This is a genomic window from Rhodococcus sp. 1R11 (assembly GCF_004563845.1).
In the GTDB taxonomy this organism is placed as follows: Bacteria; Actinomycetota; Actinomycetes; order Mycobacteriales; family Mycobacteriaceae; genus Rhodococcoides.
Window position 1 is genome coordinate 180,562 of sequence record NZ_SPNG01000001.1, and the last position, 13,012, is coordinate 193,573.

The 13,012-nt window shown below is 65.0% G+C and carries 11 protein-coding genes; 5 read left to right on the plus strand and 6 right to left on the minus strand.

Annotated features, from left to right (window positions below):
• Positions 1–79 precede the first annotated feature (79 nt).
• Positions 80–454 (plus strand): VOC family protein, encoded by a 375-nt coding sequence (locus E4P29_RS00895; protein ID WP_135041114.1) that lies wholly within the window; start codon positions 80–82, stop codon positions 452–454.
• Positions 455–474: 20 nt separating this feature from the next.
• Here the strand turns inward: E4P29_RS00895 and E4P29_RS00900 are convergent, their stop codons facing one another.
• On the minus strand, positions 475–1,386 hold the full coding sequence (locus E4P29_RS00900) for an endonuclease/exonuclease/phosphatase family protein (RefSeq protein WP_167735349.1): 912 nt from the start codon (positions 1,384–1,386) through the stop codon (positions 475–477).
• Between the two features lie 190 nt (positions 1,387–1,576).
• Here E4P29_RS00900 and E4P29_RS00905 point away from each other — a divergent pair, with 190 nt between their 5' ends.
• Together E4P29_RS00905 and E4P29_RS00910 are read left to right on the plus strand one after the other, a co-directional pair.
• The gene (locus tag E4P29_RS00905) at positions 1,577–3,178 is read left to right on the plus strand and encodes a GMC oxidoreductase (RefSeq protein WP_245154127.1); all 1,602 of its coding nucleotides are present in this window, start codon (positions 1,577–1,579) and stop codon (positions 3,176–3,178) included.
• A 23-nt stretch (positions 3,179–3,201) separates the two neighbouring features.
• Positions 3,202–3,768: a GNAT family N-acetyltransferase gene (locus E4P29_RS00910; protein ID WP_135041119.1), complete on the plus strand. Its 567-nt coding sequence runs from the start codon at positions 3,202–3,204 to the stop codon at positions 3,766–3,768.
• Between the two features lie 17 nt (positions 3,769–3,785).
• Here E4P29_RS00910 and E4P29_RS00915 read toward each other — a convergent pair whose 3' ends face one another.
• Positions 3,786–5,405 (minus strand): alkaline phosphatase D family protein, encoded by a 1,620-nt coding sequence (locus E4P29_RS00915; protein WP_135041121.1) that lies wholly within the window; start codon positions 5,403–5,405, stop codon positions 3,786–3,788.
• A 78-nt stretch (positions 5,406–5,483) separates the two neighbouring features.
• The gene (locus E4P29_RS00920) at positions 5,484–5,978 is read right to left on the minus strand and encodes a MarR family winged helix-turn-helix transcriptional regulator (protein WP_135041123.1); all 495 of its coding nucleotides are present in this window, start codon (positions 5,976–5,978) and stop codon (positions 5,484–5,486) included.
• A gap of 67 nt (positions 5,979–6,045) precedes the next feature.
• Here E4P29_RS00920 and E4P29_RS00925 point away from each other — a divergent pair, with 67 nt between their 5' ends.
• Entirely contained in the window at positions 6,046–6,408 is a 363-nt protein-coding gene (locus tag E4P29_RS00925; RefSeq protein ID WP_135041125.1) for a nuclear transport factor 2 family protein, read from the plus strand.
• A 52-nt stretch (positions 6,409–6,460) separates the two neighbouring features.
• On the opposite strand, the gene soxR is transcribed toward E4P29_RS00925, so the two are convergent.
• Positions 6,461–6,898, minus strand: a complete 438-nt coding sequence (gene soxR / locus E4P29_RS00930; RefSeq protein WP_209205284.1) for a redox-sensitive transcriptional activator SoxR — start codon at positions 6,896–6,898, stop codon at positions 6,461–6,463.
• A 67-nt stretch (positions 6,899–6,965) separates the two neighbouring features.
• Between soxR and E4P29_RS00935 the strand changes: the two genes are divergently transcribed.
• Positions 6,966–8,351 (plus strand): MFS transporter, encoded by a 1,386-nt coding sequence (locus E4P29_RS00935; RefSeq protein ID WP_135041160.1) that lies wholly within the window; start codon positions 6,966–6,968, stop codon positions 8,349–8,351.
• A gap of 17 nt (positions 8,352–8,368) precedes the next feature.
• Here the strand turns inward: E4P29_RS00935 and E4P29_RS00940 are convergent, their stop codons facing one another.
• Both E4P29_RS00940 and E4P29_RS00945 read right to left on the minus strand, forming a co-directional pair.
• Entirely contained in the window at positions 8,369–8,758 is a 390-nt protein-coding gene (locus E4P29_RS00940; protein WP_135041162.1) for a VOC family protein, read from the minus strand.
• 167 nt (positions 8,759–8,925) lie between these two features.
• Positions 8,926–12,882: a DNA-directed RNA polymerase subunit beta' gene (locus E4P29_RS00945; protein ID WP_135041164.1), complete on the minus strand. Its 3,957-nt coding sequence runs from the start codon at positions 12,880–12,882 to the stop codon at positions 8,926–8,928.
• Positions 12,883–13,012: the final 130 nt, after the last annotated feature.

Below are 13,012 nucleotides of genomic sequence, written 5' to 3' on the forward strand. Positions count from 1 at the left end.
CGAGGCGTCGGGCATATTTCTCGGAACGACCTGCTCATCGCGGACCGAATATGTCCGCAATGGGGCTCATCCTTGCTTCATGACTCTCACCATGAAGATCGAACTCATCACCGTCCCTGTCACCGACGTCGACCGCGCCAAGGAGTTCTACACGTCGATCGGGTTCAACGCCGACCACGACGCACGCCCGTGGGAAGGCATTCGGTACGTCCAACTCACTCCCCCGGGATCGGCGTGCTCCATCGCTATCGGCGAAGGCATCACCGACGCCGAACCCGGTGCCGGCGCAGGCATTCTGATGGTCGTCGACAGCGCCCAGGAGGCCTACGACCACCTCACCGCGGTGGGCCTGACCGTCGAGGAGCCGAAGGACGAGGGCTGGGGAACATTCGTGTACTTCGCGGACCCCGACGGCAACAAGTGGTCGCTGCAGCAGTTGCCGACCCAGCCCTAGTTCGGAAAGCCCTGGTTCGGTTAGAAAGCCAATCGTGCCAGGATGCCGCGGTGGTCGGAGCCGGGGACGGTCACGGCCTCGACCGAACGAACTCCCATGTCTGCCACCAGAACATGGTCGATGGCAATGACCGGCGGGTGCCAGGTGTGCGCCGGATACGTCCTGAGCATGCCTGCTCCCGTGGCCACCGCGCCGTCGACGAATCGGCCGTCCTGCAGATCGCGGTAGCGCCGGTGGTCCTGCGTGGCATTGAAGTCCCCGGCCACCACGACAGGTCCGTCGTCGGCCGGGATCTTGGCCAGCAGCTGCCGAAGCAGCCCGAGCTCACGTACCCATTCGGACGGCTCCCGCGGCCACGGCGGAACTGGATGCACCGCGAACACCAGCGGCCGACCCCGCATCTGCACCCGAGCCGACAGCATTTCGGTCACGAAGCCGTCGTGCCGCTGCTGGTCGGCGAGTGGGAATCGGCTGTAGATGCCGGTTCCGTTGCCTCCTGGTCCGGCGCTCACGTGGGCGTACGGTAACAGCTCGGACAGCCTGGGTCGAAGACTCGCATCGGCCTCGGGCGTCAGCTCGACGAGAGTGAGCACATCCGGACGATGGTGCTCGACGAGCGCGATCAACGCATCCGGATCGGCCTGGCCGAGCCAGATGTTGGCGTGCAGCACCGTCAGGTCCGAGTTGTCGGGCCTCGGCGCGACGCGGCGGTAGCGGAGCCGGAACTGGGTCGCGACCGCCGCGGCAGAGACGGCCGATCCTGCCGTCAGCCCCCACCCACCGAAGGCAACACCTGCCAACACAGTTCCGGGCACGGCCGCGAGCATGAGGACATGTGCCAAAGCCGCAGCGACCGCCATCGGCTGCCCACGTCCGTCGACCAGGTGCGCGACGACCCCCGTGACCACCACGACGAGCAGTAATACAGCCACCGATGCCGACACCATGAGCGGAGTCTGGCAGGCAAACCTGAGGCCGAGCTGGGAGCCGTCCCGAAATACGACCGGACCGTTGGCTTTCTTGTCGCAAACACGACAGAATCGGGAGCGCTGTCCGCGAGGTGTCCGAGGGGGAAGTACTGCCGTGAATAGAAGGCAACTGTTGCGTTTGGCCGCTGCCGGAATGCTCGGTGCCGCTGCAGCCCCGGTCCTGAGTTCGACCGGACTGGCCGGATCCCCCGTCGCCGGCGCTTTGCCGATCGGAGCAGACCGCATCCGGTCGCTGGTGCCCGAACTGTTCGCCGACCCTCCCCGACCACCGGACCACTCGCCCGTCATCGTCATCGGTTCCGGCTTCGGAGCCAGCGCCGCCGCCCTACGCATGGCTCAGGCCGGCACCGCGGTGACCGTCCTCGAGCGCGGACTGCGCTGGCCGCGCGACCCCTGGCGCGAAATCTTCACGGCGGACATGACCGCCGACGGCCGCGGACTGTGGCAGCAGACCTCGTTCACCAACATCACCGGTCTTCCCGTCGGACCGGTCGACCTCTTCGGCGGCGTCCTCGACACCACCCGCTACGAGAACCTCTCGGTCTGGCGCGGCGCAGCCGTCGGCGGCGGCTCCGTGGTCTACACCGGCGTCACCATCGCACCGAACAAGAAATTCTTCGACCTCTCGTTCGGCGGACGCCTGAACTACGACGAGATGGCAGCCACCTGGTACCCGAAGGCCCGTTCCATGCTCCGGCCGTCGGCGATGCCCGAGGACGTCTACAACAGCCCCAACTTCGCTCACTCACGGACCTGGGACGATCACGCCCGCCGTGCAGGCTTCCGCCCCGAAGCAGTCGACGGCAACTGGAACTGGAACGTCGTGCGCGACGAGATCGCCGGCCGATCCCGGCCGTCCGCGACAGTCGGGGAAAGCACCTTCGGTAACTCCAACGGTGCCAAGCACGACCTGACCCAGAACTACATCCCCCAAGCCGAAGCCACCGGTAACGCAACGGTGTGCCACAGCCACCGCGTCGCAGCGATCGGCAGCGAATCCGGCGGCCGCTACCGCGTCGACATCGAACGCCTCGACCCGTTCGGCAACATCGTCGAGACCCGGACACTCACGTGCGACACCCTCGTCCTCGGGGCCGGATCCATCGGCACCACCGAACTGTTGATGCGCGCACGCACCACCGGCGCATTGTCGAACCTCAACGAATTCGTCGGCACCGGCTGGGGCACCAACGGCGACGCCTCGATGACCAGGTCCCTCGGACCGATGTCTGCCGGCCCGCAAGCTGCGCCCTGCGCGTCCCGCATCGTCGACGACTCCGGACTGCCCCTGACCGTCGAGAACTGGTACACCCCAGGCGTTCCCGTGAACATGGGCTTCCTCGGCTCACTCGGTATGACCATCGACCCCTTGCGCGGAAACTTCGGATTCGATTCCGCTGCAAACAAACTGACCCTCAACTGGCCCAAGGGCGGCAGCCGCGACACCGTCGAGGCCCTGCGTGCCGTTCAGAACCGCATGGCCCAGGCCGGCGGCACCATCGTCGCCGCCGAACCCTTCACCCGCGATGTCGACGACACCTTCACCGCGCACCCCCTGGGCGGCGCAGTACTCGGCGACGCCACCGACGATTACGGTCGCGTCAAGGGCCACCCCGGGCTCTACGTCGTCGACGGTGCCCTGATCCCGGGCAGCACCGGTGCCGCCAACCCGTCGCTGACCATCACCGCACTCGCCGAACGCAACGTCGCACAGATCATCGCCGACGGTCGCTGAGCCGTCTGTCCAGAGGTTTACCCATGCACCATCCCGCCACCCGACTTGCCGAAAATCACGATCTGCTGCTTGCGGCCGATACACTGCGCGACGCATTTGCCGACTACCCATGGACGCGATGGGTGGTCCCGGCCGATGACTACCTGGCCACGCTGCAGGAACTCCAGCAGCTGTACCTACAACACGCGCATCGACACGGAATCGTATTGCTCACCGCGGATTACGCCGGGGTCGCGGCACTACTTCCCGCAGATGCCCCTCCACCCGATGACGAATCCATGGCGAGGATCATCGAACTACACGGAGATCGGATCGATCGACTGTCCTCCAGTGAATCACCACCGGGGTCATGGACACTGGAAACGCTTGGTGTGCAACCGCATCGGCAAGGGCACGGGATCGGCGGACGACTGCTCGAGAAGGCCGTCGACGAAGCACGGCAACGTGGCACCTCCGGGTTGGCCTTGGACACGTCGGATCTGCAAAACGTGCGCCTGTACGAGCGGGCCGGGTTCCGTGTCTCGAGCCACGCCGCACCGAGTGAGGGGCCCGAGGTGTGGTCCATGGTCCGTACATTCGGCACGGATTGAGCCTGCGACACCAGGCGCTACCCGAGCTGAATCTCCGGCCGCCCCTCGGGAACGGTGACCGTCATGGCTGTGCGAACCGGCTTACCCGGCGTCGACACGGCATCGAGAACCCTGACCTCCGAACGCCATTCGGTGGGTGTCAAGGTGCTGCGCAGGTAGCCACGACGGGCATTTCCGTACTTGACGTGCGGCGAACCGTCGGCGATGGCAGTTCCGGTGGAGTCGATGTCGGCACCGTCCTTGCCCGACGCGATGGACGTGGTGGCGATCTCGACTCCCTGCAAGGGCGAGACCTGATCCTGGTAGTCGCGGCGCAACTCCGAGACGATCGTTCGGTGGATGTCGCCGACGATCGACGCCACGTTCTGCGTGCCACGATCCCGGGCTCCGTCGAGAATTCGATGCCGCGAGGCCTCGTAGCCGCTCCACGGATCCATGCCGACCTTCCGGTCGTTGCCCTGCCCCTGCGCGAGATCGGATATGACCGTCTGATGCGCCAGGAAGTTCCATCTCGACGGCGACGCGAATCCGTCGAGTATCCATTGTTCCTGTGCTGCACCGGTGATGGTGCGCGCCGGATCCGCCGTCTCGGCGTCCTGCGCGTGCTCACCGTCTCCATGAGCCTGATCGCTGCGATACTGCCGGGTGTCGAGCACCGAGAAGTCCACCAGATCACCGAACGAGAACCGGCGATAGACCTTCATGTCCGGGCCGACGGGCCTCAGGTTCGCGCGCACCGGAGTGTTCTCCCACCACGCCTTGAACGCATCGGCCCTGCGTAGCAGGAACTCTCGTGGATCGTCGTTGTCCTGGCTGATCTGCGAGGCCCAATTGTTGTCCACCTCGTGGTCGTCGAACGTCGAGACGAACGGTGCCGACGCATGTGCGGCAGCCAGGTTCTCGTCTGCCTTGTACATCGCGTACCGGTCGCGATAGTCGCTGAGAACCATGGTTTCTCGAGCGGCCGACTCGGTGCGAGGCTCGCCCGCCCGCGCACCCTCGTTCTTGATCGCGTACTCGTAGATGTAGTCGCCCAGAAAGAACACCACATCGAGATTCGAGGCCGCCAGGTCCTGGTACGCACCGAAGTAGCCGTCCTCCCACTTCTGGCACGAGGCCCACGCGAAATCGAGCTTGCTCAGCGGCTGCCCGAGTGCGGGTGCAGTTTTGGTGCGACCGACGGGACTCGCATGTGGGCCGACCAGGAAACGGTAGAAGAATTCGCGCGCCGGCTCGAGCCCGCGCACGTCGACGTGAATGGACCAACCGTCGAATTCGGTTGCCGGCTCGATGCCCTGCGCCACGATGCGGCCGAATTTTTCGTCGGCGGCTATCTGCCACTGGACCGGCACCACACCCGGCGTCATCCCGCCCAGCGGGGCGAATGGGTCGGTGGCGAGTCTGGTCCACAGCACCACCGAATCGGGCAACGGATCGCCGGAAGCAACACCGAGACGGAAGGGATAGTCGGGGGTGATCACCGACTGCGCACCTGCAGTCGCGGATGTCCCCGCAAGCTCGGGCGTGAAGGCCAGCGCCCCCACCAACGCACTCCACGTCAGAAACTGTCGACGTGTGGCCCCGGCCCGCAGAGAAATGTCGCGACCGATCCTGACGTCGTTACCTCGGTTCACCATTGTCCGAGACTCTCGTGCGACCGACAACTGCATTCGTCATCGATCCGACGGGCAGGTGAACTCCGTGTGTCGCCTCCGTCACTGCGGCCGCGGCAGCGTCCCGTTGGCTCGCACATGGTCGCGCAGACGAGTGAGAAGCGGTTCGAGAGTGGCGATGTCCTCGGGTGCGAGCCCGTCGAAGAACAGTCGACGCACCACGTCGACGTGCCCCGCCGCCGCTGCGTCCAGAGCGGTCCTGCCCGCTTCGGTGAGCACTGCATCCGTGGCGCGCCCGTCGGTCGTCGAGACCGTGCGATCGGTGAGCCCTCGTGCGGACATCCGCGCGAGGTGATGGGAGGCCCTGCTGCGCTCCCAGCCGATTTCGGCGGCCAGTTCGGTCACCCGGCGACGACCGTCGGGACTGTCCGCCAGTGCGACCAGCACCGAATAGTCGGCCAGGGAAAGACCGTGATCCTCGGTCAGCTGCCGGTTCATCTCGAACGTCATCTGCAGCGACAACCCCATGTAGGCGCGCCACGCCGATTCCTCGGTGGGCGTCAACCACGGAGTGCTTTCGGCTTTACTGGGTGACATGTCACGTACTTTCTGCGATGCTGGGTCCGGGGCACCGAACCCCCACCACCAACCCTAGGGGCACACCATGGATCGCAGCACTCCCGCAGAGCTGGCACGCCGCAACGTCGTCGAAGTATTCAACACGAACGACGACGCGAAACGACGCGAACTCATCGAGTCCATGTATCACCCGGACGCGGTCTTCTACGACGCCGAGAACACCGCCACCGGGAGAGAGTCGGTCATCGAGGCGATTCGAGCGCTGGTCGGTCCATCCGAGGGTCTGACGTTCGCCGTCACCACCGAGCCCACCGCCCTGGGTGACGTCGCCCGAATCTCCTGGGCACTGTCGCCGCCCGACGCCCCCGCCGTAGTCTCGGGGCAGGACTTCGTCGTCGCGAAGGACAACCTGATCGCCGAGCTGTACACGTTCATCGACCAGGCATAACCGACCAGACATAGACGGCTACCCGAAGGGCTCGCCACGGCCGACGTACGCGTCAGATGAGCCGCGCCCCGGGGCCCGCGTTGCCCAGCTCGTCGCCTGGATTGAGCAGACTGCATTTGTTCAGGGAGAGACATCCGCAGCCGATGCAGCCGGTGAGTTGCTCCTGCATCCGCGCAATCGACTGCTTCCGATCCTCCAACCGCTGGTTCCATGCAACCGAAATCTTGGCCCAGTCGCGCTTGTTCGGGGTGCGCCCCGACGGTAGGGACGCAAAGACCTCGGCCACCTCGGCAAGCGGTATTCCGAACCGCACCGCCACCTGAATCAGCGAGATCCGTCGAATCGCATGACGGGGGAACTTTCGGACGTTGCCCGCCGTCCGCTCGGCGGGAACGAGCCCGAGAGTCTCGTAGTACCGAACCGCAGACACTGCGGCACCGGTTCTGGCCGCGACCTCCCCGATGGACAACAGTTCGTCACTGATACGGATCATGCTGCCTCCCAGCCGACACGACGATTTGACCTCGAGTGCACTCGAGATCCTAACCTTCCACACCATGCACTCCCCCACCGAATCCACGACCGGAACCTGGCGACAGCTACTCGGCGCTCGCTACATCGGCACCGCAACCGTTCTCGCCGGCGGCGTCGCGCTGTACGCCACGAACGTCTACCTGACGACCAGCCTGCTCCCCACGGCCATCGACGAGATCGGCGGCCAGCGCTACTACGCCTGGACTGCAACGGTTTTCCTCGTTGCGTCCGTTATCTCCTCGATGCTGGTCAGCAAAGTTCTGGCCGCCCGCGGACCTCGCGGTGCCTACCTGATCGGCCTGACGGTCTTCGCTCTCGGCACCGTTGTGTGTGCCGTCAGCCCCACGATGGAACTCTTACTGGTGGGCCGCACAATTCAGGGCGCAGGAGGTGGCCTATTGGCCGGACTCGGCTACGCCGTCATCAATGCCGCGCTGCCGCAACATCTCTGGACGCGAGGTGCGGCTCTGGTCTCGGCCATGTGGGGTGTGGGAACGTTCGCCGGACCGGCCGTCGGCGGCATCTTTGCGCAATTCGGAGCCTGGCGAATGGCCTTCGGTGTGCTCGTTCTCGCAGCTCTGGCCATGGCTGCCCTCGTCCCGCGAGCACTGCCCGCCCACACCGCTGAGGCCACCGAACCCAGCCCGGTACCGACACTGTCGCTGACCCTGCTCACCACAGCTGCCCTACTGGTGAGCATCGCCGGCGTGGTCTCCAACCTCGCGATCACCGCGGCAATGGTCCTGGGAGGAGTACTCCTGCTGATCGCCTTCGTGGCCGCCGACCGTCGCGCACCGCACGGCGTGCTCCCCCCGTCGACCTTCGGCGCGTCCGCACTGAAATGGATATACCTGACCATCGTCGTCCTCGCCGTCGCGTCCACGGTGGAGACCTTCATCCCACTGTTCGGCCAACGTCTCGCCGGATTGGCACCGCTGGCCGCCGGATTCCTTGGAGCCGCACTGGCGCTCGGGTGGACCCTCGGCGAGATACCGAGCGCGTCGGCCACCGCTCCACGCGCCGTGCGACGCATCGTCATCGCCGGCCCGATCCTCGTCGCCGCCGGATTGTGCATCGTGGCAGCGTTTCTCACCGACCAGGCAGGTCCCGGTTCGATCACCACGTGGGTAGTGGGTCTGCTCGTCGCGGGCTTCGGAATCGGGATCGCGTGGCCACACTTGGCCGTCGGTGCCATGACATCGGTCGCCGAACCGGGCGAAGGCGCACGAGCGTCGGCCGCGATCAACACCGTCCAACTGATCGCCAACGCCTTCGGAGCAGCTCTCGCGGGCGTCCTGGTGAATCTCGGGGAACCATCGACGCTGCGATCGGCGCAGTTGCTGCTGTTCACCTTTGCGGCGCTGGCATTCATCGGTGTTGCAGCGGCGGCGCGATCGCAGCGCGCGTAGGTTGTCGGCTGACCGGATCAGGTCTGTACGACCCAGATCGAATTGCCGTCGGGATCACGCAAGGCGAACATCGGCGGCACGCCGTCCACCTCTTCCATGAAGTCGTCGAGATCGATGCCGCCGAGAGCGCTGAGCCGCTTGTGCTCGGCCGCGACATCGGCAGTCTCGACACCGATGGACCCACCGCCGGGCGTACCTCCCATCGGCGGGTTCAGGGCGAGCCGCGCCGTCGAGCCCGGCGGGGCCACTTCCAGCCACCGGTACTCGCCCTCGGGGTCGAACCGCAGATCACCGCGAATTTCGAACCCGAGAACGCGGGAGTAGAAATCGAGGGCGGCGTCCTGATCGGCGACAGTGAACATGGCCACGCCGATGTTCACGATTGTGCTGGGTGTTTGCTCGGTCATACCGGTACCGACTCGAGTGCCGCGGGAAACTCACCGCGCCCCCTCCACATAGAACAAAGCCCCGCACCGACCGAAGTCGGTGCGGGGCTTTGTTGGTCACGCCCTGTCGTCGTGAGTGGAAACTCGTAGTGGGCTACGAAGTTCCGCTCACGTGCGACGAAGTCGCTCTAGCGGTATTCGTTGGAGAAACCGTAGTCGTCGAGCGGCACTGCAGCACCGGTTCCCTGGCCGAAGCCGTCCGGGCTGTAGTACTGATCGTCGTACGACGGCACCGCGTATGCCGCGGCACGCGCCTCTTCGGTCGGCTGCACCGTGATGTTCCGGTACCGGTTGATGCCGGTACCAGCCGGGATGAGCTTACCGATGATGACGTTCTCCTTGAGACCTATGAGCTTGTCGCTGCGGCAGTTGATCGCCGCATCGGTGAGCACACGAGTGGTCTCCTGGAAGGACGCAGCCGATAGCCACGAGTCGGTGGCCAGCGACGCCTTGGTGATACCCATCAGGACCGGACGTCCGGCTGCGGGCTCGCCACCCTCGGAGACGACGCGACGGTTGCTCGACTCGAATTCGCTGCGCTCGGTGAGTGAACCGGGCAGGAACTCGGTGGAGCCGCTGTCGATGATCGTCACGCGACGGAGCATCTGGCGCACGATCGTCTCGATGTGCTTGTCGTGAATCGACACACCCTGCGACCGGTACACCTCCTGGACCTCGTTGACCAAGTGGATCTGCACCTGACGAGGACCCATCACGCGCAGCACCTCGTGCGGATCGGCAGCACCTTCCATGAGCTGCTGGCCGACCTCGACGTGGTCACCGTCCGCCAGAAGGCGCTCGGTGCCGTCGTCGTGCTTGAAGACGCGCAGACGCTGACGCTTGGAGAGCTTGTCGTAGACAACCTCTTCGCCGCCGTCGTCCGGGACGATGGTGATCTTGTAGAAACGATCGCCGTCCTCGAGCTGGATGCGTCCCGACACGTCCGCGATCGGAGCCTTGCCCTTCGGCACACGTGCCTCGAACAGCTCCTGCACGCGAGGCAGACCACCGGTGATGTCATCTCCGGCGACACCACCCTGGTGGAAGGTACGCATGGTCAGCTGGGTTCCGGGCTCACCGATGGACTGTGCGGCAACGATACCGACGGCCTCACCGATGTCGACCAGCTTGCCGGTGGCCATCGAGCGGCCGTAGCAGGTGGCGCAGACGCCGGTACCCGTGGTGCAGGTGAGCACCGAGCGAACCTTGACCGACGTGATGCCCGCAGCGAGCAGCGCGTCGATGGCCGGGTCACCGAGATCGTGTCCGCGAGCGACGATGACCGTGCCGTTCTCGTCGACAGCGTCGTTCGCCAAGGTGCGGGCGTACGTGCTGGTCTCGACGTGAGCGTCGCGGATCATCTTGCCGTCGGCCATCTTCTCGGCGATCGTCGTGACGATGCCGCGCTCGGTGCCACAGTCGGTTTCCCGAACGATGACATCCTGCGAGACGTCGACCAGACGACGCGTCAGGTAGCCCGAGTCGGCGGTACGAAGCGCCGTGTCGGCCAGACCCTTACGAGCACCGTGCGTGTTGATGAAGTACTCGAGGACCGTCAGGCCTTCCTTGAAGGAAGACTTGATCGGACGCGGGATGAACTCACCCTTCGGGTTCGTCACCAAGCCCTTCATGCCGGCGAGCGAGCGAACCTGAGTCATGTTTCCGGCTGCGCCGGACTTCACGATCATCGGGATCGGGTTGTCGTCGGGGAAGTGGGCCTCCATGGCCTTACCGACCTGCTCGGTCGCGTCCTGCCAGATCTTGACCAGTGCGGAGTTGCGCTCGACCTTGTCGAGTGCGCCACGCTGGTACTTCTTCTCGATCTGATCGGCCTGAGCCTCGAAGGTCTCCATGATCTGCGGCTTCTCCGGCGGCACGAGGACGTCGGAGATCGAGATGGTGACACCCGAACGCGTGGCCCAGTAGAAGCCTGCGTCCTTGAGCTTGTCGACGGTCTGCGCAACGACGATCATCGGGTAACGCTCGGCGAGATCGTTGATGATGGTCGACTGACGCTTCTTCGGCATCTGCTCGTTGACGAACGGGTAGTCCGCCGGGAGCAGCTCGTTGAAGAGCACGCGTCCCAGAGTGGTCTCCGCGGTCCATGCCTCGCCGCGGTTCCAGCCCTCGGGGAACAGCTCGTTCTCGATGTCACGCGGCGGGCGCTGCGTGGTGAGACGAACCCGAATCTGCGACTGCACTGTGAGCGATCCACGATCGACGGCCATCTGAGCCTCGGCCGGGGAGGAGTACGCCCCGAACTCGGCCTGATCGGTCGATGCATCGACGCGCTCGCCGACAGCACCGGCGTCCAGACGCGTCAGGTGGTACAGACCCGTCACCATGTCCAGACGCGGCATGGCGAGCGGACGGCCCGATGCCGGCGAGAGGATGTTGTTCGAGGACAGCATCAGCACGCGTGCCTCGGCCTGAGCCTCGGCGGACAGCGGGAGGTGGACAGCCATCTGGTCACCGTCGAAGTCGGCGTTGAACGCCTCACACACGAGCGGGTGCAGCTGGATGGCCTTGCCCTCGACGAGCTGCGGCTCGAACGCCTGGATGCCCAACCGGTGCAGGGTGGGTGCACGGTTCAGCAGCACGGGGTGCTCGGCGATGACCTCTTCGAGAACGTCCCACACCTGCGGACGCTGACGCTCGACCATGCGCTTGGCCGACTTGATGTTCTGCGCGTGGTTCAGATCCACCAGGCGCTTCATCACGAACGGCTTGAACAGCTCGAGTGCCATCAACTTCGGCAGACCACACTGGTGCAGCTTCAGCTGGGGACCGACGACGATGACCGAACGGCCCGAGTAGTCGACGCGCTTGCCGAGGAGGTTCTGACGGAATCGTCCCTGCTTGCCCTTGAGCAAGTCGGAGAGCGACTTCAGCGGGCGGTTACCCGGTCCGGTGACCGGACGTCCACGACGGCCGTTGTCGAACAGGGCGTCGACCGACTCCTGCAGCATCCGCTTCTCGTTGTTGACGATGATCTCGGGAGCACCGAGATCGATCAGACGCTTGAGGCGGTTGTTGCGGTTGATGACGCGGCGGTACAGGTCGTTCAGGTCGGACGTCGCGAAACGGCCACCGTCGAGCTGCACCATCGGACGAAGCTCCGGTGGGATGACCGGGACAGCGTCCAGGACCATGCCCATCGGCGAGTTACGGCCGGCCTGGAATGCGGCAACGACCTTCAGACGCTTGAGCGCGCGCAGCTTCTTCTGACCCTTGCCACTGCGGATGGTCTCGCGAAGAGACTCCGCCTCGGCGTCGATGTCGAAGGTCTGCATGAGCTTCTGGATCGACTCGGCACCCATGGCACCGGTGAAGTACTCGCCGTACCGGTCGATGAGCTCGCGGTAGATGAGCTCGTCGACGATGAGCTGCTTGGGAGCAAGCTTGGTGAACGTGGTCCAGATCTCTTCGAGACGATCGAGCTCACGCTGTGCGCGGTCACGGAGCTGACGCATCTCGCGCTCGCCGCCGTCCTTGACCTTGCGGCGCACGTCGGACTTGGCACCCTCGGCTTCGAGCTCGGCGATGTCGGCTTCGAGCTTCTGCGCACGAGCCTCGAGATCGGCGTCGCGCTGATCTGCGACGGCCTTCTTCTCGACCTCCATCTCGGCCTCGAGCGTCGAGAGCTCGTTGTGACGGAGCTCGTCGTCGACCGTGGTGATGACGTAGGCAGCGAAGTAGATGATCTTCTCGAGATCCTTCGGAGCCAGGTCGAGCAGGTAGCCCAGACGCGACGGCACACCCTTGAAGTACCAGATGTGCGTGACCGGAGCGGCCAGTTCGATGTGGCCCATGCGCTCACGACGCACCTTGGCGCGAGTGACCTCGACGCCACAACGCTCACAGATGATGCCCTTGAAGCGGACGCGCTTGTACTTGCCGCAGTAGCACTCCCAGTCCCGAGTGGGGCCGAAGATCTTCTCGCAGAAGAGGCCGTCCTTCTCGGGCTTGAGCGTGCGGTAGTTGATGGTCTCCGGCTTCTTGACCTCGCCGTAGGACCACTGACGGATGTCGTCCGCAGTGGCAAGGCCAATGCGAAGTTCATCGAAGAAGTTGACGTCGAGCACGTAACTTCCTTTCCCCGTTATGGGTGTTGTGCTGGAAGAGCAAATGAGAAGAACGCCTGCCGGATCCGCACTGGGCGGATCCGGCAGACCACAGAACTACTGAGCTAGCTGCATGACCGCGTTCACTGCG

What these genes read in the sequence shown, in the direction of transcription:
- E4P29_RS00925 (WP_135041125.1), top strand. Translation starts at nt 6,046, where the DNA reads ATGGATCGCAGCACTCCCGCAGAGCTGGCACGCCGCAACGTCGTCGAA.
- E4P29_RS00935 (WP_135041160.1), top strand. Translation starts at nt 6,966, where the DNA reads ATGCACTCCCCCACCGAATCCACGACCGGAACCTGGCGACAGCTACTC.
- E4P29_RS00920 (WP_135041123.1), bottom strand. Translation starts at nt 5,978, where the DNA reads ATGTCACCCAGTAAAGCCGAAAGCACTCCGTGGTTGACGCCCACCGAG.
- E4P29_RS00915 (WP_135041121.1), bottom strand. Translation starts at nt 5,405, where the DNA reads ATGGTGAACCGAGGTAACGACGTCAGGATCGGTCGCGACATTTCTCTG.
- E4P29_RS00905 (WP_245154127.1), top strand. Translation starts at nt 1,577, where the DNA reads ATGCTCGGTGCCGCTGCAGCCCCGGTCCTGAGTTCGACCGGACTGGCC.
- E4P29_RS00910 (WP_135041119.1), top strand. Translation starts at nt 3,202, where the DNA reads ATGCACCATCCCGCCACCCGACTTGCCGAAAATCACGATCTGCTGCTT.
- E4P29_RS00895 (WP_135041114.1), top strand. Translation starts at nt 80, where the DNA reads ATGACTCTCACCATGAAGATCGAACTCATCACCGTCCCTGTCACCGAC.
- E4P29_RS00940 (WP_135041162.1), bottom strand. Translation starts at nt 8,758, where the DNA reads ATGACCGAGCAAACACCCAGCACAATCGTGAACATCGGCGTGGCCATG.